Below are 20,472 nucleotides of genomic sequence, written 5' to 3' on the forward strand. Positions count from 1 at the left end.
AATACAGATAAGAATTATTCTCACTTGCATTCGTATTGTTGCGTTTGCCGGTCTTTGCTAGAATCCCGCTGTATGCAATTTGGCCACCTTCCTATGAGCAGTAACTTTATGAATATTCAATACATTGAATCCATGATGGCAGACATTTCCGCCATGCTAATGACACCGGTATTGCTGGTAATCATTGCCCTGTTTGTTTATGCAATATTTGCGTTGGGGCGATTTGTCTCGCTTTATTCAGTGCGAAAGAAAAACGCCATTCGGTACATGCGGCAAATCGAAAACAAACAAGCCGGTTGGCTTTCTGGCTATCCGATTCACAACTATTTTGTAACCAACCCCCGTGCCTCCGAAGATGAACTGGAAGTTTACGCACTGAAAAAGCTCGAGAATCTGCGCATTGTTACCCGTGTATCGCCCATGCTGGGGCTGATTGCCACCATGATCCCGATGGGCCCAGCGCTGCAATCCCTGGCGGACGGTAATATCCAAGGGATAAGTGAGAATCTCATCATCGCTTTTGCAGCAGTTATCTGGGGATTAGTGATAGCGACGTTGACCTTTTGGCCCGCCTCGGTAAAGAAACGCTGGTTTGCATCTGAGCTGATAAACATCCGCAAGCTTAAGCCGGAGGCCTAATGAAGTTTCTCAACGAAGATGAAGAACTGAATCCCATTATCAGCGCGGTTAACCTGGTGGATGTATTCCTGGTGATCATTGCGGCGTTACTTATTTCTATTGCGCAGAATCCTCTTAGTGTTTTCTCAACCGAGGATGTGACAGTGATAAAAAATCCTGGTCAGGAAAACATGCAAATGATCGTAAAGCAGGGGAAAGAAATTAAACAGTACAAAGCCAGCGGCGAAATTGGCTCGGGGGAAGGCATGCGAGCAGGAGTGGCTTACAAGATGGCGGATGGCAGTTTTGTCTATGTGCCTGAGGATAAGGATACGCCAGTGTCTGGTTCGGAGGTGAAACCATGACCCGATGGCTGGTTGTTTTGTTTTGTTTGTTGGCATTTGCTGTGCAGGCCGAGGCGTCCACGCACCAGAAAACGGTGCTGTTGATGATGTCAGGTCATGCTGCAAAAGCAAAAGGGGACTTACTCGAATCCTTGGCGGCAGACCAGCCATTCAAGCTCGAACGTTTTAATGCGAAAGGTAAAAGCGATGCACAAATCGCTGAAGAGTGGGGGCGCGCGGACCTGATTCTGCTTGATGGTATCAATCCTGCACTGTCCGGATTTATGTTTGGCAAATATCAACCGATGCTCAGCCAGTTTCCAGATGTTCCTGTGGTGAGTCTTGGCGACCCACAAAATACGGCAATGAACCAAGGATTAAATGCCGAACAGCAAAGCATGGTGACGCAGTATTTCAACAATGCCGGACGCGGCAACTATCGTAACCTGATGCTGTACCTGAGCTCGCAGATTTTTGCGTTGACCACAGAACTACCGGCAGCGCCGGTGTCGATACCTGATGTAGGTCTTTATCACCCGGATTTCCCCCATCAGGTGAGTGATGATGAACAACGTTTTTTCGCTTCACTTAATCTAGATAAAAACCTGCCTCTGGTGGGGATTGCTATACATCGTTCAGTGGTGGATTACGAGCAGCAGCAGATTGTTGATGCCATGATTCGGGGGATTGAAAGCAAAGGTGGGAGAGCCTTTGGCTTCTTCTTTGAGGGGGAAGACCAAGCCTTGAATTACACCGAGTTATTGCAGGATGAACAGGGGAATACCCGTGCGGATTTGTTGATCAATTATCGCTCACTGCATTATGTTGAAAAACGCCGTAAAGAGTTCGAACTGCTCGGTGTACCTGTTTTGCACGTGCTGAATTACACCGAAGGGGACGAAGCGGCATTTTCTGCCGACCATGCCGGTATTTCTCCCGGATTGACGCCCTTCTTTCTGGTCATGCCGGAAGATACCGGTAGTGCTGATCCGCAAATTATTGCGGCCAGTAAAGATGGTCGCAAAGTGGTCATGCAGGAGCAGATGGATGCGCTGGTGGAACGTGCTTTCAACCATGCCAATCTGAAACATATTAATAATGCTGATAAAAAGGTCGCTACCTTTATCTGGAATTATCCTCCGGGTGAAAAGAACATTGGAGCGGCCTTTTTAGATGTGCCCGCGTCTATCGCAGAAATAGCCCGAGCCATGCATGAACAGGGGTATCAGGTGGACACGCCAGCCGCTCAGCAATTGATCGATGCGGCAGGTCAATTATTGCGGCCATATTACCGTAATGAAGATAGTAAGGGCCTAGTGGAGAAAGGCCTGGCTGACTATTTGCCATTGCAAACTTACCTGGCGTGGTTTAATCGCCTGCCAGAATCAGTGCGTGCTCCGATTGTTGAACGCTGGGGTGACGCCCAAGACAGTCATATGCTTACTGTACATAATGGTCAGCCACACTTTGTTATTCCGCGTATGCAACTGGGTAATCTAATCGTCTTACCTCAAGGGGTGCGAGGAGAGACGGCAAAGGAGCATACAGCGTCTTACCACAGTACCAAAACACCTATTAACCATAGTTATCTGGCAATTTATCTCTATGCTCGTCAGGTATTTGGAGCCAACGCGCTGATCCATCTCGGTACCCATGGTTCTCAGGAATGGCTGATGGGTAAGGAACGTGGCTTGTCAGTGTTTGATGCACCTAATCTTGCTATTGGTAATCTGCCGGTATTTTATCCCTACATTATCGATAATGTTGGCGAAGCAATGCAGGCAAAGCGTCGAGGACGGGCGACTATGCTAAGCCATTTGACTCCGGGTTTTGCTAAGGCTGGTTTATATGCAGACGTGGCTAAACTTAATGAACTGATTAACAACCATCTCATGTTGGATCAGGGCCAAACGCGGGATAATACCCGGGATAAAATCATCCAATTGGCAGATGAACTGAATATTCTCGCTGACCTGGCGCTCACCAAGCAGCAATTGGCGGGGAGCTTTGAAGAATACCTCAGCCGAATACAGGACCATCTCACCGCTCTCAGTGAACAAAGTCAACCGTTGGGTGTGCACACCTTTGGATTGCTGCCACAGGATGCACACTTGTACAGCACAATATTGCAGATACTTGGTGAATCCTTTATGCAACAGGCGGCGGAATATGAGCAGCAGCAGGGATTAACCTTGCCGGCGGCGTTGCGACTGGACAAAAACGCTGTGCTGGCATTAGAAGCGATTGACGGATTTCAACTGCTGCATGCTTTTATTACCGGTCAGCCCACGCCTAATCTGACCGCGTCACTAACAACCAAACTTAACGAAGCTCGCGAGCATTGGGACAACTTTCAGCAAATTGCGGAAGTGCAGAATTTACTTAAGGCATTAAGCGGACAGTACATTCCCGTTTCTCATGGTGGCGACCCCATCCGTAATCCGCAAGCCGCGCCAACAGGGCGAAATCTGATTGGTTTTAATCCGTCCAAGGTGCCATCACCGGAAGCCTACCAGGCAGGGGTGGCGGTTATGGAGCAGACCATCGCGGATTATGTAGCGAAACACGGACGTTATCCGCAAAAGCTGGCATTTTCCCTATGGTCTTTGGAAACCATGCGCCATCAGGGCGCGCTGGAAGCGCAGATTCTCTATGCGTTAGGAGTGAAACCCGTGTGGAATGCACAAGGGCAGATGACCGACACCGAGATCATTCCCTACAGCGAACTAAAGCGTCCCCGTGTTGATGTGGTGGTGTCGGCAACCGGGTTGTATCGTGATGCATTTCCCAATGTGATGCTGTGGCTGGCCGACGCCATAGATAAAATCGCTAAACAGAAAGAAGAAAATAACTTTGTATATAAGCACACCAATGCGTTGAAAACACAACTATTGGCAAGTGGCAAGACAGATGAAGATGCCGACTATTTGTCTTCGGTGAGGATTTTTTCCAATCAATCGGGAGCTTACGGCACAGGCTTGGCGGGTAAAGCATTGGCATCCGATACTTGGGAAGATGACTCGGATATGGCGCAGACTTACTTACGTCGAATGGGCTTTGCTTTTGGCAATGATGAAGCGCGATGGAGTGAAAATGTGGAAGATGCACAGTTATACGCAAAGGTATTATCTGGCACCGATGCTGTGATTTTTTCTCGTTCAACCAATCTTTATGCCCTTATGACGAATGATGACCCGTTCCAATATTTTGGTGGTGTTGGATTGGCCGTGCGCCATCTGGATGGTCAGACGCCGGAAATGTACGTGTCGAACTTGCGCCGTGCAGACGATGTAAAGAGTCAGACTATGACGGATTTTCTTAATCAGGAGATGCGCAGCCGCTATTTCCATCCTCGCTGGATTGGTGCCATGCAGGAGGCTGGGTATGCTGGGGCTACAGCTATCTTGGACAGAATGAACAATATGTGGGGATGGGAGGTCATGACGCCTGAGGCGGTGAGAGACGACCAATGGCAGGAGTTTTTCGATGTCTATGTGGATGACAAGTACCAACTTGATATGAAAGCCTTCTTCGAAAAACACAATGCTGATGCGTTGGCACAAATGTTGGAACGTATGCTGGAAGCTGTGCGCAAAGGTTATTGGCAGGCGGACGCGCAAACCCTGAAGCGAATGCTGGAGGAGTACCAGGATCTGGCTAGCCGCTACGATGTGTTTACGGACAATCAGAAGTTTAAGGACTTCGTTGCACAGCAAGCGGCCGGCTTTGGTTTGGCACCACTTGTCAGTGCCCCGTCGGCGGCAAACGCAGCGATAGGGGCTCAGCAAGTGCAAGGGCAGGAACTTAAAGAGGTACAGAATGATTCCACTGTTGAGCCTGACTACCGAGCATGGTATCTGATCGGAACGATATTTTTATTAGGTATGGTCAGCCCTTACCTGCAACGTCAACCAAGACGGTTAGCAGCTGTAGGTTGAATTATTCTCATTGGTGTAGAGTAAACACAGCACGTCGGCAGGTTTTCCCCCTGGACTTGTCGGCGGCTGGTCTCTTTTGCCTGCATAATTAATAGGTTAAATATTGTCAGTTGTCCGTCACTGACATATCGTAGGCTAACTACAGGGGACATCACGGGAGTGACGGATGGAATTGTTATTTGAGTACGTACTGCGCATCGAAACGTTTTTGCTTATTTTTGTGGTGGTGGTGCTTAAATCCTCCATCATCTTCGTACCGCAAAATCGCGCTTATCTAATTGAACGCTTTGGTAAATATCAGTCTACCCGTGAGGCGGGGCTGAACTTTATCGTGCCATTTATCGACCGTATTGCCGCTGACCGTTCATTAAAAGAGCAGGCGGTGGATGTCCCAGAGCAAAGCGCGATCACCAAAGACAATATTTCCCTTAAAGTGGATGGGGTGCTGTATTTCCGGGTGCTGGACCCTTACAAAGCGACCTATGGCGTGGATGACTATATCTTTGCCGTGACCCAGCTTGCTCAAACCACCATGCGTTCTGAGCTGGGGAAAATGGAGCTGGACAAAACCTTTGAAGAGCGTGACCAGTTGAACACCAATATAGTCTCTGCCATCAATGAAGCGTCTGGCCCTTGGGGGATCCAGGTGATGCGCTACGAAATCAAAGATATCGTGCCGCCTCACTCGGTAATGGAAGCCATGGAAGCGCAAATGAAAGCCGAGCGGGTCAAGCGGGCACAGATTCTTGAGTCAGAAGGTGACCGGCAGGCTGCCATCAACCGTGCTGAAGGTGAGAAGGCCTCTGTGGTGCTGGCCGCGGAGGCAGAAAAATCCGAGCAAGTTCTGCGTGCTGAAGGTGAGGCCAAAGCCATTCTGGCGGTGGCCGAAGCCCAGGCCGAAGCATTACGTCTGGTGGGGGAGGCCGCCAACACCGAGCAAGGACAAAAAGCTATTCAGTTGGATTTGGCCACTAAGGCCATCGCTGCTAAACAGGCTATAGCCAAAGAGTCTTCTGTGGTGCTGTTGCCGGAGAGTGGTACTGATGCCGCTTCTATGGTGGCCCAGGCCATGACCATTATCACCGGAATCAAAGGCAACAAGGGGGCCTGATGACAGTGTTCACTGAACATATGGCCGAAAGCTTGATGGTGCTGGGTTTAGCACTATTGGCAATTGAGGTGTTGGTGCTGGGTTTTGCCACCTTTGTGCTGTTTTTCGTCGGCTTAGCGGCGTTGGCGACAGGTTTGATGATGTATATGGGCATATTGAGTCAGGATATGTTCAGCGCTCTGGCTAGCGTGGCAATTTTTAGCGCCTTGCTAGCGCTTATCTTGTGGAAGCCACTTAAAAACTTACAAAGCAAAGGTAAACCCAAGCAAGTACAAAGTGATTTAATTGGTTATCAGTTTGAACTTCCAGAAGCGTTGCAGCCGGGTAAAAGTATGGAATATCGTTATTCTGGTATTACCTGGCAGGTGCATAGTCAGCAACCCATCGAAGCAGGACAGACGGTGCAGGTTGTAAAAGTTGCGGTGGGACGTTTGGATGTCACACCTGTGCAGGACCCTTCATGAAGCATATTCGCCTGGCGCAGGCTGGTAGTGATGATAAAAGTTATTTCTGGCGGCTTTACCAGCAGGCTATGCGCGGGCATGTCGAAAGCCAGTGGGGATGGGATGAGACTTGGCAGCGAGAGGATTTTGCTAAACGCTGGCAGGACAATGACAATCTGCTGCTGGTATCGGGTCGTCTTAATTTGGGCTATGCGCAGGTCAGCCGCGGTTCGGATGCGGTGTTGTATATCACTATGCTGATAATTGCGCCTCAGTGGCGCAATAAAGGTATTGGACGGCAGGTTTTGGTATCGCTGCAGCGAGCCTATCAGGCTGAGGAGATAACGCTGAGAGTGTTCCGCTGTAATCAGCAGGCGTTACAGTTTTATTTGAATGCCGGTTTCAGCCTGAGTGCCGAAGAACCTGATTTTTACTTGTTACGGGGAAGGGCAGAAGAGCTGCAAGCGGCCCAACCCAAGGTCAGGCGCGCTTAAAAGGATACTCAGTCGTCCTGAGCTTCTACCGCCTGCACATCTATCCCCATTTTTTCCATGATAGTACGTGCCTCCGCAGGGATGCGGTGCGGATTATCTTTTTGTAGGTCTGCATCATTGGGCAGCGGCTGCCCGGTAAAGGCGTGCAGAAATGCTTCGCAGAGTAATTCTGAATTGGTGGCATGTCGCAGGTTATTCACCTGACGACGGGTCCGTTCATCGGTCAGCACTTTCAGTACGTTCAATGGAATGGACACGGTAATCTTTTTGACCTGCTCGCTTTTCTTTCCATGCTCGGCGTAAGGATGAATATATTCGCCATTCCATTTAGCCATGTTTCTGCCTGTTTTATTGTATGTTAGATGGCAAAATTCTAACCGCTGGCAGAATTCAGTCAATCTAGAAGTCCAAACATCTTGATGTCTGAGCAGAATCCAAGTAGATTTGGCCGTCTAAACGTCTAGATATATGAGCCGATTTCCAGGAGTCACTATGGTTTCCTATGCCCAGGGCATTGATGCACTGAACAATTCGCTGTCAGAACTGCGCAATATCAATGTGTCCTTTGAATTTTTTCCGCCCAAGACTGAGCAAATGGAACAGACCCTGTGGCATTCCGTAAAGCGTCTGGCGCCTTTAAAGCCTGCTTATATGTCGGTGACTTACGGTGCGAACAGTGGTGAGCGTGACCGTACGCACGATGTGGTTAAACGCATCCAAACCGAAACCGGCGTGGCTGCAGCACCGCACCTCACTTGTGTTGATGCCAGTCGTGAAGAATTAAAACAAATTGCCCAAGACTATTGGCAGGCCGGCATCCGTAAAATTGTTGCACTACGCGGCGATCTGCCTAAAGGCGTGGACAAAACCGAACTCTATGCAGCGGACCTGGTGGCTTTGCTAAAAGAGGTGGCAGACTTTGATATTGCCGTGGCGGCTTATCCGGAAATTCACCCTGAAGCGCCCAATGGCCAGTTCGACCTGCTCAACCTTAAGCGTAAGGCCGAAGCGGGAGCCACTTCTGCTATTACGCAGTTCTTCTTTGATGCCGAGGTATTCTTACGCTTCAGAGACAGAGCGGCGGCGGCAGGTATTGATTTAGAGATAATTCCGGGCATTTTGCCGGTCACAAACTACAACACCTTAGTGCGCTTTGCCGGTATGACCAATGTGCATGTACCTGGCTGGTTGCACAAGATGTACGAAGGCTTGGACGACAACGATCAAACCACCCGTAACCTGCTGGGAGCCAGTATCGCCATGGATACTACGCGTATCCTGGCCAAAGAAGGTGTGCGTAATTTCCACTTCTATACACTAAACCGCTGCGAACTGAGCTATGCCATCTGCCATATGTTGGGTCTGCGCGCAGGTTGAAGCGCAGAATCTTAATTGAAGGGCATCTGATGATGTCCTTTTTTTTTGGCCGCGGTACACTTGAACTTGAATTAGCGCCGGAGTCAGGGCATGGACAAGTTCACACGTTTAACTCAGTTGTCAGCAGGCCAGGTGAAGTTTTTTGCTTCCGCCATGTTGGCTCGTTGCCAGCAAGACCGCATAACAGTGACAGCCGGTCATTTAGCTTATGTGTCTCTGTTGTCACTGGTGCCTTTTATTATGGTGTTTTTCACTATTTTATCGGCGTTCCCCGCATTTGGTTCGGCCCGTGGCGATTTGGAAGCCTTTATCTTCAGTAACTTTGTGCCTCACGCTGGTGGCGTAGTGCAGAAGTATGTGGCTGAGTTTGTCGGCAATGCATCGCAGATGGGGGCGGTTAGCATTCTGTTTCTGGTGGTTGTGGCCCTGATGTTGATCTCCAATGTAGATAAGACAATCAATCATATCTTTCGTACCAGCAGCGACAGACGCGCGATTTTTACTTTTGCGATTTATTGGATGGTGCTGACTTTGGGGCCTATGTTGATAGGTTCTGGTCTGGCCATCAGTTCTTACTTGGTAGGGTTGGCGGCTTTCGCCGAAGACTATACGCCTGGCATTACCACGGTATTGTTGAAAATGGTGCCCTTTATTACCTCCATGGGGGCCTTCTTTATTTTGTATATGGTGGTGCCCAATCGAGCAGTACGTGCCCGCCACGCCTTTGCTGGCGCTTTTTTGGCAACCTGTTTGTTTGAGTTGTCCAAAAAGGGCTTTGCCTTGTATGTGGCGAGTTTTCCTTCCTATCAAGTGATTTACGGTGCCCTGGCTGCAGTGCCGATCTTGTTTGTTTGGATTTATTTGTCCTGGATAGTGGTGCTTTTGGGCGCAGAGTTCACCGTTCAGGTTGAAAATCTGGCTAAGCAATCCGCCGGGGATGAACAAGTTTAAGCAGAGATCGCACAGCCCCCTACAGTTCTCCACACTTCCTAACAGTTAGATGAATATCAACTTGTTATCTTGCCCTGGCAGATATCAAGATGCTGTTTATTGACCGAGAGGGAATTATGAAAATTGGTGTGGAACAAATTACGCTGTTGCTCTTAGGTGCACTGGGAATTGTGGCATGTGGCGATCAGATAGATAAATCCATTGATGACAGACCTAAGAACAGGGACACGGCCCTGACCTTTGTTAATGCGCTAAACGACGACGCTAGGTTTTACCTGCAGCCTCAGGTGATGATTGGCGATGTGTTTCAGGAAAAGTACAAAGCGGCAGATCTGCTCAAGAACGATTATCGTAGTTATCTTTATGCATGGAACAAGGATCATCATAAGACCACTTTTGGGGTGCGTGACAACAACAGCAATAATAAGCAACATAAGCTGGACGCGAATTTAACCGACGGTGGACGAACCTGGGTCGTCGCCTGGATGAAAGGGAACGACTATCAGTTATCTGTGTTTGAAAAGTCCCCCCGTAATCGCAGTGACACTATTACCTTAAGAGTATTGGCTAGCGTTGATATGGATGTGGCGGTGGATGGGAATGTGTTGAGTCGAGCTAAGTCTGGCGTTGTGTCTGCACATATAAGCGTCGAACATTGCAGCGGTTCTTTATTTTTGGCCAATCACCCTATTGACTTGTGTCAGCAAGACTACGGCCGCTCATATTTGGCCGTAGCTGATCAAAATGGACTCAGAGTTGTTGTTGAAGAGTAGTGCCCTGATTATTGCTGCATACTCTTAATGAAATCGTTGGATTGTGATATGGCACGATTCATTTCACTAATTAACTGATTGATATCACGCTTGATACTGCCGAATTCACCTTGCAGTGAACCTATGGCGCTTGCGTTCAGGTTATGCTTTAAGTACAACACATTGTCTTTCAAGGCGCTTAACACAGGCGCCATTTTACTCTCGGCGCGGCGCATCGAGGTAATGAGTTGCTGGTAGCGGCGGCGGGTGTCTTTTAATTTAACTGTGCTGTCACGTCTGAGCTTTTCACTCTCATATTGCTCCAGCTCATCCTGCCACTCGTCAAATAAAGCTTCGGCGACATCTTCAACCTTGTCTATGCGAGTGGAGACTTTATTGGCTGAGGCTTCGCTGGCGTCATATTGGTCTTTGAGATCCTCATATACGCTTTGTAATTCGCCACCGTCAAATTGCAACAAGGTACTGAAACGTTCCAGCGCCGAACTAAATTGTTGTTGGGCATCTTCCTGCGCATCCTTGGCGTCTTCCACTCTGTCGACCAGTATATCGCGCTTCTCAAAGCCGACTTTCTCCATGGCAGAGTAGTAGGCAGATTGGCAACCTGTCAGTAACAGCCAAATGCTCAGTATTGATGCCCAGCGTAACATTATTCGTTTGCCTTGAACTTTGCTGCGTCAATAATCGCCCAGAGGTGTGCGATAGCGCCTATGATGGCCGGCACTACCAGGAACCATAAGGCATATCCACCAAACGCGATGATGGCAAAAATGAGTGCGGCTAAAATACGTCCCTGAACCAGTTGGCCCAAACCAGGGAAAAATACGTTACAGATAGCGGCTATTACATTGCCGCCGGACCCTTGTCCTGACATGAATATCTCCATTGAGCTGTTGTCTACGCAGTTAAGTTAATTCAATTATGCAGAGTAGGCAAACTTTGCCACAATCGACGACCCGGAAGATTCAGGAAATTCAGATGATTGCGTTGTTACAAAGAGTTTCTTCTGCTCAGGTCGATGTGGAAGGGAAAACGGTTGGTAAGATCGGTAAGGGCATTATGTTGTTGTTAGGGGTTGAGCAGGGCGACGACGAAGCCAAGGCCAAGCGCCTTTGTGAGCGGGTGTTGAATTATCGAATCTTTAGCGATGCTCAAGGCAAGATGAACCTCAATTTGTCTCAGGTAGGGGGGCAACTGTTAGTGGTATCTCAGTTTACCTTGGTGGCCGACACGGAAAAAGGCAACAGACCCAGCTTTTCCCGTGCGGGCGAACCACAGAAAAGTAAGCTTTTGTATGAGTACTTTGTCAGCCAGGTAAAAGCTGCAGGAATTGAATGCCAGACCGGACAGTTTGGTGCCGATATGCAGGTGAGCCTAGTGAATGATGGGCCGGTAACTTTTCAACTGCGAGTAGCGTGAAACCCCTGCAGCAGGGTTTCTTCTCATAAGCTGTAGAGAGTAAGGTAATCCAAATTGATTGAACCGTCCTTTGCGTAAAGCGCTAGTGTCTGCATATCAGGTAATTTCAGTGGGCGGGTCGCACAGAGAATCACTTTGTTTTGATACTGAGGTATCGCAAAACAAAGGGGAGCAAAGCCGCACTGAAGATGCAAGAACGCCAGCCAATCTTCAGTGTGTGTTGCCGAACTGGGTAATAAGTTAAACACCATTACACCTTGTGCAGACAAGGTTTGCAGGCAGGCTTTCAGAAAATCTGCCTGATGCAAACAATGGGGATGGTCCTGGCGACCAAACAGATCCACAAAGAGAAGATCGACTCGCTTAAATTGGTCAATGCCGCTACTGGCGTCTATTTGTGAGACCTTGTGCGGATTTAATCCAAAAAAGTCTGTAGCAGATTGAATAACGGCGGAATTATTCTCCAGCGTATGTATCTTGGCATCGGGTAGCGCTTTATGTAGGTAACGTTGCATAGCGCCTCCCCCTAAGCCCAATTCCAGGACGTACTGGGCCTGGGGGTAAAAGTAAAGGGCCAGGGCCATTGCATGTAGATGCGGTAATACCAAAGCTTGGGGATTGCCCAAATCCATCACAGTCTGTACTGTGTCACCCAGACATAGCCAACGATACGCTTGATTTTGGTAGACGAACAGGTCTGGCTCATGCCAGTAAATGAGTTCGCCATGCCTTAGTGCTTTATTCAGTTCAAACAGAGCGATACCTAGAGCCTTGCGTTGAAGGCCTTTACTATAGGGCCCTGTTTACGCTTTGTTAAGTCGTTGGTCGGATAGAATTTTGGGTGAGATAAATGTTTAAAGTTGATACGCCTAACACGGACGAAGAGTTTGCCAAGTACTTCCATTTTCGTTGGGTGATGCTGCGCAAGCCCTGGAACTATCCCGAGGGTTCAGAAAAGGACGAGTATGAGCAAGTAGGCCTACACCGAATGGTTACTAACACGGATGGTGAGGTGATTGCTATCGGGCGACTGCATTTTAATACGCCAGAAGAAGCACAGATTCGACATATAGCGGTACATCCGGATTATCACGGTAAAGGCCTGGGTAAGTTGGTTGTGTCAGCGTTGGAAGGCGTAGCGCGCAGTCAGGGTATTGAGCGTATAGTGACAAACAGTCGTGAAGTATCTACCCCCTTTTTTAAGAGCTGTGGCTTTGAAGTAGTGGGTGAAGCAACTACCGAACTTGGTCAGTTGAAGCGCGAGCAAATGGTTAAGAAATTAACTGAATTGAACGCGGTGATGTTGCATCCTAAGTGGTGTAAAGCGCTTCAGGACACGTGGTATGAAACTATCCCAATCAGCGAACAGATGGGAATCAAGTTGTATCAGTACACCGGCCGAACGCTGGAGGTGCGCGCTTCTCTAAATAAAAATATCAATCTGCATGGCACTATGTTTGCGGGCAGCATTTTTTCCCTGGCCACACTGACCGGCTGGGGGATGTTGTATTTGCAGTTAAAAGAAAAACAACTGGATGGCGAAATTGTGCTGGGGGATGCTGATATTCATTACCACAAACCAGTCAGTATGCAGCCCAGGGCACTGTGCAATATAGAGTCTGTTAGTGGAAAGTTCGACACGCTGGCAAAAGGCAAGAAATCGCCGTTTAAGTTAGTGGTTGAAATTCATGATGGCCATAACTCGGTGGCTGAATTTCGTGGTGTTTATTGGATATTGCCACCTGCAGATGAGAAAGAATAAAGGCGCCATTAGGCGCCTTTATTTTTAAGTCTTGGACTAAGCCATCGCTGCCTGAAGTTTTTTCAGCGCATTCTTTTCAATTTGACGAACGCGCTCAGCAGAGACCTGATATTTATCAGCTAAGTCCTGCAACGTAGTCTTGTCATCGGTTAACCAACGACATTGGATGATATGCTGGCTGCGCTCATCCAGAGTCTTGATTGCAGAGTAGAGACGCTGAGTTGATGATTCATCCCAGTCCGCATTTAATACGGTGGATTCTACGTCGCCGCTTTTATCTTCCAGATACTGCACTGGTGCGAAATTACCGGCTTCATCATCATCATTAGACAAATCGAAAGCTTGATCCTGGCTGCTCATACGAGCTTCCATCTGCAGCACTTCTTTTGTGCTTACGCCCAGCTCGTCAGCAACTTGCTGAACTTCTTCATGGGTGAACCAACCGAGGCGTTTCTTTGCTTTTCGTAGGTTAAAGAACAACTTACGTTGTGCCTTAGTTGTAGCTACCTTAACAATACGCCAGTTGCGTAATACAAACTCGTGGATCTCAGCTTTAATCCAATGCACTGCAAAGGACACCAAGCGCACACCGACACTGGGGTCAAAGCGTTTAACCGCTTTCATCAAGCCAATGTTGCCTTCCTGAATTAAGTCAGCTTGCGGCAGGCCATAGCCTGAATAAGATTTTGCGATATGTACAACAAAACGAAGGTGCGACATGATCAGCTTACGAGCTGCTTCAAGATCCCCTTCTTGGTGAAGACGTTCAGCTAATGCCCTTTCTTCCTCGGCGGTAAGCATATTAATCGAGCTTACTGCCTGCATGTAGGCTTCCAGACTGCCTGTCTGAGGTACGCTTAACGCCATAGAACGCATATTTGAGCTCATCGTTTACCTCACGAAAATTGAGTTGAGCCAGTGTAGCACCCAGTATGCGTGATCACCAGCCCATCTGTCTCGGATAAAATGCTCAGAATAGACAATGGGTATCGAGCAAAGTTCCTTTACTTAACCAGCCTTATATTGGGCTGTACTTCTTGTTTTTCAAGTAAACGGATATTTCTGGATCGTCGCTCGCCATTTTGAAATCTGTCATAACGGAAATTGTTTACTTCCATCATCTGCGCGAAATCCAGAAAAGCGTCCATATCACTGCGATCCAAATTCTGTTCGGAGCTACTGAGTTGGCTGTCAACATAGACTTCATCACCATTGAATGTCATATGTGCTACAGCGTCGTAGGGTTTGCCGTATTCCTCTACACGAATGGCCCTGACCATTTTGACTTCGAAAATCCAGTTCCCAACTTTAACATAGCGATTAGCGCTATTTTCCATCTTTTCCCCCTGTGAAAAGCATATGGGCCCATGCCCTGGGTAAATTTTTCAGGTTGTAAATGACGAACGTTAGGAGTAACTGCATTTGGTACTAATTCATTCCATCCTGAATGAAAAGCCCAGACTCATAACCGGGTTATCGGCCTCCGGCCGGGGGAATACATCGACTTTCCTGAATTTTTTAAAAAAACTTCAGTAGCAATCAACAGCAACTACTCGCTGTCCCTGTAGCTTGCCAAGCCATTCTCACCTATAGAATTGAAGGCTGCAAGTATTCTGGACCTGACTGTCCCGAATGTGTGGCACCTGTTCTGGGCGCTGGCTTTACCAGGTGCCGAATTTCTTTTTTACGAATATTAATCCTGTTTTTTTTTCAGATGAAAAATCAAGAGATGAAATTAGTAATGCCAGATAAATAATAGCTTTAGATGCCGCGATAAGATTTAGCGAAACCAAGTTGGGGCAGTAACTGAAGGAATTAAAACTAAGTTGATGCATTTTTATAGTGACTTAAAGCATGTCAGCTGTTTAGTTTTCTCTAGCCAGAACTATGCCAATTTAAAATACCTACTGTATTTAGATAGTTAGTTAAATTAATCGAAGATTTAAGTGGGTATTTGTCTCCAAACAGTGACATAGCGGAATATAATTCTAAGCCTTAGTAGTCGAAGAAAAATGGAATTTGAAATAAATTCAATGAAAAACAGCAGGATATGCTCTTCTTTTTGTTTATTTTTCGTTGTCGTCAAATTGAGACGGTGTCGTTCTTTACCCATGCTTAGAGTTAAACTTTGTTAGATTTCAGGGGTATTTGAGGCACAATATTGCAGAGCTTTCCCATTGCTAGTTAAGGATTCTGTCTTGGCAAAATACGCGCCGTCCTCACTCAAATCGTTGACTCTACTTGGCTTTGCACTTGTTAGCTTGCCCTTGATTCTGGCACTGGCCATGGCATTGGTAAGAATTGACAAGTTGTCTAACCAAGGAACCTTGGCGATACAGCAAGTATCAAGCCTGGTTTATTCCACAAGGCAAGTTGGGCAATTACTCAGCAATATGGAGCGCAGCGCAAGCCAATACTTGGTGTTAAACGATCCTGCGATTTGGCGAGGCTATCTTGAGCTTCGCAATGAACTATTACTACTGACCGGTGATTTAGACAATGAACCGGAATTACAAGCCGGTGTTCGCGAGCTGTTGCGCCAGGAAGCTGAACTACATGCAGCCTTGAGCGAACAGCTGGTCAACTTTGATATAGAGTTACTGCAACAGAAATATGACAGCCTCAATGAACTAGGTAATGATCTATACCGTCTCAGTCGCCAGGCTATAGACACTAAAGTGAGTGCATTGGAACAGAGTGCTGACCAACTGCGCACCACTGTGTTGCAGTCTGCACTGGTTATCCCCGCTTCTTTAGTAATAGCGCTTTTGTTTGTCAGATTGCTCATGAGGCCAATCAACCAATTGAAACCTCAGATCAGCCGTTTGCAAGAAGGTAATTTTGAGCAAAAAGTTTCTGTAGAAGGGGTACAAGAGATTCAGGAAATGGCACAGATTCTTGAAGCTATGCGTGTGCAGCTATTGGAGCTTGAAGAGCAAAAGAGTCACTTTATCCGGCATATATCGCACGAATTAAAGACTCCTTTGGCGGCTATTCGTGAGGGGGCAGAACTACTTTATGACGGCACTGCGGGAACATTGAATCCATCCCAGCAGGAAGTCTCAGGTATTATTCGTAGCAGTGTCAGCAGGCTGCAACAACTTATTGAAGATCTGTTGAACTTCAATATGGTGTTAGACAATAGTTCCTCATTGAAACCCCAGAGCTGCTATCTGTCGCACAGTTTGGAACGGGTGCTGGCAGACCGGGCTTTGGAGATCCAAGGTAAGGGATTGTTGCTGAGTTTACCGCGTGAAGATTACAGAATACCTATGCATCCCGAGCATTTACGAGTAATTCTTGATAATTTGCTGTCAAACGCCGTGAAATTTTCCCCGGTGGAGGGCAAGATCACCGTTTGTTCCGAGTTACGTGATCAGACGCTGAAGCTGGATATAGCGGATGAAGGCCCAGGTATCCCGCATGATCAGCATGATCTGGTGTTTGAGCCATTTTTTCAGGGTGCGGTAAAAGCAGATGCCAAAATCAAAGGTAGTGGTTTAGGTCTGACCATTACCCGGGAACTGGTGCGTAAATATAATGGCCAGATTCTATTGAAAGACAGCCGCAGAGGCTGCCATTTTGAAATCAGTTTACCCCTAAGCGGGGTGGAGAAAATCATTCATGTTTAATCAACGCCGTTCACCTTTGCCTTGGTTAATTATAACGGCTGCTTTTTTATTTGGTTGTGAGAGCCTGCCTACATGGCGTGCTGACGGTGTATCGCCTGTGGTAAATGCCGACAATCTGGGTGACTACTATCTACATATCGCGGCATTGGATAGCCAAGGTTTAGATAAGGAAGTCGCTCATCAACAACACTTGGCTGAGAATGGAGACGCAAGAGCGTCGCTGCGTTTGGTTTTGTTGCTCAGTTTACCAGATGGAGCGGCCAGCAATCCTCAACTGGCCCGAATGAAATTACAGAACTTGTTGTCGGAGGTATCAGCGGATGACGCGGGCTTGGTAAATTTGCTATCAGACCAGTTGCAGCAAAGTGTTCAGTGGCAAAACAAACACGCTGAACTCGAGGAGAAATATCGTCGTCTGGAAGTTGAATTGAAGAAAGAACAGCGAGACAGGCTGTGGTTGCAACAACAAAAGCAGTCATTGGAACAACAATTGCAGCAGTTGAAAGCGATTGAGCGAAACATTCTGAAGAGGGAAGCGGAAACCAATGGCAAATGAGTTAGCAGATAAGCGAGTGTTGGTGGTGGATGATGACCCATCACTGCTGAAACTCATCAGTATGCGCTTGCAAGGAGCGGGTTATCAGGTAGCGCAGGCCGACAGTGGAAAGCAGGCGTTGGGCATCATGGAAACTTTTAACCCTAACTTGGTTATTAGCGACCTGCGAATGGAAGGCATGGATGGCATGGCCCTGTTTGGCGCAGTACGTGAAAGATACCCCGGCTTACCGGTTATTATTCTGACCGCTCACGGCACAATCCCTGATGCGATTGAGGCCACGAAAAAGGGGGTCTTTTCTTATCTGACCAAGCCATTTGACAGCCAGCAACTGCTCACTGCTGCGGCTGACGCAATACGTTTGCACCCCATGGTGTCAGATGAAAATCAGCAGTCCGATGATGCAAACTGGCGTAGTGCCATTATCAGCCGCAGTGCAAAGATGGAAGAATTGCTGCAACAGGCCAGACAAGTGGCAGACAGTGACGTCAGTATCTTCATCAATAGCCAAAGTGGTACAGGTAAAGAACTGCTGGCCAAGGCCATTCATTTGGTCAGTGAGCGCGCTGATGCGCCTTTTGTGGCTGTGAACTGTGCGGCGATTCCTGAATCTCTGTTTGAATCAGAATTGTTTGGCCACACTAAAGGTGCCTTTACCGGCGCCAACCGAGAGCATGTTGGTCTGTTTCAGTCAGCCAATGGCGGTACCTTATTTTTAGATGAGATTGGCGATATGCCGCTTAATTTCCAGGTTAAGCTGCTACGTGCAATTCAGGAGCGTGAAGTCAGACCGGTTGGGGCAACTCAACCTATCAGTATTGATGTGCGTATCATCAGTGCCACGCACAGAGACCTGGAACAGGCCATTCAATCCGGCGACTTCCGGGAAGACCTTTATTACCGCTTGAATGTGGTGGAGTTGCAGTTGCCACCGCTGTCAGAGCGGCGGGATGATATTCCCTTATTGGTGAATCATTTTCTTGGTCAGGTGCTTGCACGTAGTCGCAAGCAAGTGACAGGTTATTCCGATGAAGCTATGGAGCTGTTGATCGCGGCGCCCTGGCCGGGGAACGTCAGACAACTGCAAAACGTGGTGGAGCAGACCGTGGCGCTATGTAACGGGCCTTTGATTCCTGCCGAGCTGGTGCAGAAGGCCTTGCGTGATAAGCCCAGTACATTGCCGTCCTTTGCCCGAGCCAGAGATGAATTTGAACGCCGTTATCTGGCGGATCTCCTCAAAGCTACCACGGGTAATGTCACCCAAGCTGCCCGCATTGCCGGTCGTAATCGTACCGAGTTTTATAAGCTGTTGGATAAACACCACTTATCCCCTGAAGCTTTCAGAGAGTAGTGTCTGATTGGCAGTTGAGAGAGGCTCAACTGCCAAACTTATTTAGGTTCGATCGCCCTAATGTGTTTATGCACGGATAGCAGCGAACCGGCCAGCCCCAGTAGAATTGATAAACCCAACATCAACAACAACGCCTGGCCATGTAAGCCGTCGACCTTGAACTGAGTTTGGTAGAGCTGGGTTACCTTGCTGATGCTGTCCCCCATCCACCAGAGCAGCAGGGCGACGGTTACCCAAGCCAACAAGCCGCCCAGCAACCCGTACCAAAATCCGGTGTATAAGAAGGGTCTTTGAATAAAGGCATCGGTCGCGCCAACCAGCTTCATCACCAGAATCTCGTCGCGCTTATTGAGAATATTCAAGCGGATGGTGTTGCCGATAATCAGCACCACGGCCAAAAACAGCAACAAGGCCACCACGCTTACCAATTCTTTAGCTATCCCCACCAGACCGTGAAGACGCTCCAGCCACTGAATATCCAACTGACCCACTTCGACTTCGCGCTCTTTACGTAGCTTGTCCAGCAGCAGACCGGCGGCAGTGGGAGAGGTGTGTTTGCTGGTTGGTGTAACCAACAGTACATCCGGCAGGGGGTTGTTATCCAGGTAGCTTAGTGCCTCGCCAAAACCGGATAGCTGCTGGAATTCTTCCATGGCTTTGGCTTTATCTATATGTACCACACTCTCGACTTCGGGCCACAATCCCAGCCGGGTCTGCAGTTGATGGATATCACCGGCTTGGGTGTCACGGTGCAAAAACAGGGTTATTTCTGATGCCTGGTCCCAGCCAGCGCTGACTCTTTCGGTATTCTTGAGCAGAATATACAAGGTACTGGGCAGGGTAATGCTTAATCCCAGTACCGCGATAGTCATCATGGACGCTGCTGGGTTTCGCCACAATTCACCAAGACTGGATAATGCCTGACGAACATGACTGACAAAAAACATCACAATTCGCTGTGACAAGGCAATACCGGTTCTTTCCGCGCCTTGGCTGCGGCCCTTAAATAGCAGGCTCATCATCTTCTCCCGGCCAGTCTTCGGTCAGCCCATCTGTGATCATCTGGCCTTTTTTCAGGGTCAGCGTGCGATATCGCATTCGGGCAATTAAACCAAGATCGTGCGTGGCAATCAGCACGGCTACACCCGCTTGGTTGAAATCTTCAAACAAGCGGATGATCTCCATAGACAACTTGGGATCCAGGTTACCTGTTGGTTCGTCGGCGAGCAGCAAGGGGGGTTTGTTGACCACGGCCCGTGCTATCCCTACCCGTTGTTGTTCACCGCCGGACAGGGCAATGGGCAGACAGCGGCTTTTGTCACTCAGACCGACCCGTTCAAGCACGGCACTTACTCGCTTACCGACTTCCTTATGGGTGTAGCCTTCGATAATCAAAGGCAGGGCGACATTGTCAAATACGGTCTTATCCATCAGCAGTTGATGGCTTTGAAAGATCATGCCGATATCGCGACGAATAAAAGGGATCTGCTGACGACGGATGGTATTCAGATCATGGCCGTTAATCAGCACTCTGCCCACAGTTGGGCGCTCCATAATACTGATGAGTTTCAGTAGGGTGCTTTTCCCGGCGCCGGAATGGCCGGTCAAAAAAGCCATCTCGCCGGGGGCAATATGGAAATTCACCTGGCGCAGCGCTTGCTGGCCACCCGGATAGGTTTTACTGACCTGCTCAAACCGGATCATAA

General features: G+C 48.3%; 22 protein-coding genes. 14 read left to right on the top strand and 8 right to left on the bottom strand.

Going from position 1 to position 20,472, the window contains the following annotated elements:
- The first annotated feature begins 108 nt into the window (after positions 1–108).
- The 6 genes from KJY73_RS20870 to KJY73_RS20895 all read left to right on the top strand — a co-directional run bounded on the left by KJY73_RS20870 (position 109) and on the right by KJY73_RS20895 (position 6,948).
- On the top strand, positions 109–639 hold the full coding sequence (locus KJY73_RS20870) for a MotA/TolQ/ExbB proton channel family protein (RefSeq protein WP_214345574.1): 531 nt from the start codon (positions 109–111) through the stop codon (positions 637–639).
- Entirely contained in the window at positions 639–983 is a 345-nt protein-coding gene (locus tag KJY73_RS20875) for a DUF2149 domain-containing protein (protein ID WP_214345575.1), read from the top strand. Before KJY73_RS20870 ends, KJY73_RS20875 begins: the two co-directional genes overlap by 1 nt.
- Complete coding sequence (gene cobN, locus KJY73_RS20880; RefSeq protein WP_214345576.1) at positions 980–4,900, top strand: cobaltochelatase subunit CobN; 3,921 nt, start codon at positions 980–982, stop codon at positions 4,898–4,900. The genes KJY73_RS20875 and cobN overlap by 4 nt, the downstream gene beginning before the upstream one ends.
- A 166-nt stretch (positions 4,901–5,066) precedes the next feature.
- Positions 5,067–6,011 carry an SPFH domain-containing protein gene (locus tag KJY73_RS20885; protein ID WP_206593167.1) on the top strand — a complete coding sequence of 315 codons (945 nt, stop codon included), beginning with the start codon at positions 5,067–5,069 and terminating at the stop codon, positions 6,009–6,011.
- A complete protein-coding gene (locus tag KJY73_RS20890; protein ID WP_214345577.1) occupies positions 6,011–6,475 on the top strand; it encodes an NfeD family protein in 465 nt (154 codons plus the stop codon). The genes KJY73_RS20885 and KJY73_RS20890 overlap by 1 nt, the downstream gene beginning before the upstream one ends.
- Entirely contained in the window at positions 6,472–6,948 is a 477-nt protein-coding gene (locus KJY73_RS20895) for a GNAT family N-acetyltransferase (protein WP_214345578.1), read from the top strand. Before KJY73_RS20890 ends, KJY73_RS20895 begins: the two co-directional genes overlap by 4 nt.
- Positions 6,949–6,956: 8 nt before the next feature.
- Here KJY73_RS20895 and metJ read toward each other — a convergent pair whose 3' ends face one another.
- On the bottom strand, positions 6,957–7,283 hold the full coding sequence (metJ, locus tag KJY73_RS20900; RefSeq protein ID WP_206593170.1) for a met regulon transcriptional regulator MetJ: 327 nt from the start codon (positions 7,281–7,283) through the stop codon (positions 6,957–6,959).
- Between the two features lie 157 nt (positions 7,284–7,440).
- On the opposite strand from metJ, the gene metF reads away from it, so the two are divergent.
- The 3 genes from metF (at position 7,441) to KJY73_RS20915 (ending at position 10,049) form a co-directional block, all read left to right on the top strand.
- On the top strand, positions 7,441–8,325 hold the full coding sequence (gene metF / locus KJY73_RS20905; protein WP_206593171.1) for a methylenetetrahydrofolate reductase: 885 nt from the start codon (positions 7,441–7,443) through the stop codon (positions 8,323–8,325).
- A gap of 90 nt (positions 8,326–8,415) precedes the next feature.
- Entirely contained in the window at positions 8,416–9,276 is an 861-nt protein-coding gene (locus KJY73_RS20910; protein WP_214345579.1) for a virulence factor BrkB family protein, read from the top strand.
- An 89-nt stretch (positions 9,277–9,365) separates the two neighbouring features.
- The gene (locus KJY73_RS20915) at positions 9,366–10,049 is read left to right on the top strand and encodes a hypothetical protein (protein ID WP_214345580.1); all 684 of its coding nucleotides are present in this window, start codon (positions 9,366–9,368) and stop codon (positions 10,047–10,049) included.
- Positions 10,050–10,057: 8 nt separating this feature from the next.
- Here the strand turns inward: KJY73_RS20915 and KJY73_RS20920 are convergent, their stop codons facing one another.
- Both KJY73_RS20920 and KJY73_RS20925 read right to left on the bottom strand, forming a co-directional pair.
- The gene (locus KJY73_RS20920) at positions 10,058–10,696 is read right to left on the bottom strand and encodes a DUF2959 domain-containing protein (RefSeq protein WP_206593174.1); all 639 of its coding nucleotides are present in this window, start codon (positions 10,694–10,696) and stop codon (positions 10,058–10,060) included.
- Positions 10,696–10,920: a hypothetical protein gene (locus KJY73_RS20925; protein ID WP_206593175.1), complete on the bottom strand. Its 225-nt coding sequence runs from the start codon at positions 10,918–10,920 to the stop codon at positions 10,696–10,698. The genes KJY73_RS20920 and KJY73_RS20925 overlap by 1 nt, the downstream gene beginning before the upstream one ends.
- Before the next feature lie 104 nt (positions 10,921–11,024).
- Between KJY73_RS20925 and dtd the strand changes: the two genes are divergently transcribed.
- Positions 11,025–11,465, top strand: a complete 441-nt coding sequence (dtd, locus tag KJY73_RS20930) for a D-aminoacyl-tRNA deacylase (RefSeq protein WP_214345581.1) — start codon at positions 11,025–11,027, stop codon at positions 11,463–11,465.
- A gap of 23 nt (positions 11,466–11,488) precedes the next feature.
- Here dtd and KJY73_RS20935 read toward each other — a convergent pair whose 3' ends face one another.
- A complete protein-coding gene (locus KJY73_RS20935; RefSeq protein WP_214345582.1) occupies positions 11,489–11,980 on the bottom strand; it encodes a polyamine aminopropyltransferase in 492 nt (163 codons plus the stop codon).
- A gap of 335 nt (positions 11,981–12,315) precedes the next feature.
- Between KJY73_RS20935 and KJY73_RS20940 the strand changes: the two genes are divergently transcribed.
- Positions 12,316–13,227 (top strand): bifunctional GNAT family N-acetyltransferase/hotdog fold thioesterase, encoded by a 912-nt coding sequence (locus KJY73_RS20940; RefSeq protein ID WP_214345583.1) that lies wholly within the window; start codon positions 12,316–12,318, stop codon positions 13,225–13,227.
- A 36-nt stretch (positions 13,228–13,263) separates the two neighbouring features.
- On the opposite strand, the gene rpoH is transcribed toward KJY73_RS20940, so the two are convergent.
- Positions 13,264–14,115 carry an RNA polymerase sigma factor RpoH gene (gene rpoH / locus KJY73_RS20945; protein WP_214345584.1) on the bottom strand — a complete coding sequence of 284 codons (852 nt, stop codon included), beginning with the start codon at positions 14,113–14,115 and terminating at the stop codon, positions 13,264–13,266.
- Positions 14,116–14,231: 116 nt separating this feature from the next.
- Positions 14,232–14,564, bottom strand: a complete 333-nt coding sequence (locus KJY73_RS20950; protein WP_214345585.1) for a hypothetical protein — start codon at positions 14,562–14,564, stop codon at positions 14,232–14,234.
- An 861-nt stretch (positions 14,565–15,425) separates the two neighbouring features.
- Here KJY73_RS20950 and KJY73_RS20955 point away from each other — a divergent pair.
- Genes KJY73_RS20955 through KJY73_RS20965 form a run of 3 tightly spaced genes read left to right on the top strand, consistent with a single transcriptional unit; the run spans position 15,426 to position 18,766 of the window.
- Complete coding sequence (locus KJY73_RS20955) at positions 15,426–16,859, top strand: HAMP domain-containing sensor histidine kinase (RefSeq protein WP_214345586.1); 1,434 nt, start codon at positions 15,426–15,428, stop codon at positions 16,857–16,859.
- Positions 16,852–17,415: a hypothetical protein gene (locus KJY73_RS20960; protein WP_214345587.1), complete on the top strand. Its 564-nt coding sequence runs from the start codon at positions 16,852–16,854 to the stop codon at positions 17,413–17,415. The genes KJY73_RS20955 and KJY73_RS20960 overlap by 8 nt, the downstream gene beginning before the upstream one ends.
- Complete coding sequence (locus tag KJY73_RS20965) at positions 17,405–18,766, top strand: sigma 54-interacting transcriptional regulator (protein WP_214345588.1); 1,362 nt, start codon at positions 17,405–17,407, stop codon at positions 18,764–18,766. The genes KJY73_RS20960 and KJY73_RS20965 overlap by 11 nt, the downstream gene beginning before the upstream one ends.
- A gap of 38 nt (positions 18,767–18,804) precedes the next feature.
- On the opposite strand, the gene ftsX is transcribed toward KJY73_RS20965, so the two are convergent.
- The gene (ftsX, locus tag KJY73_RS20970; RefSeq protein WP_206593184.1) at positions 18,805–19,785 is read right to left on the bottom strand and encodes a permease-like cell division protein FtsX; all 981 of its coding nucleotides are present in this window, start codon (positions 19,783–19,785) and stop codon (positions 18,805–18,807) included.
- Entirely contained in the window at positions 19,769–20,470 is a 702-nt protein-coding gene (ftsE, locus tag KJY73_RS20975) for a cell division ATP-binding protein FtsE (protein ID WP_206593185.1), read from the bottom strand. Before ftsE ends, ftsX begins: the two co-directional genes overlap by 17 nt.
- Positions 20,471–20,472 lie beyond the last annotated feature (2 nt).

The sequence above is a fragment of the Bowmanella yangjiangensis genome (assembly GCF_018531185.1).
Taxonomy (GTDB): domain Bacteria; phylum Pseudomonadota; class Gammaproteobacteria; order Enterobacterales; family Alteromonadaceae; genus Bowmanella; species Bowmanella yangjiangensis.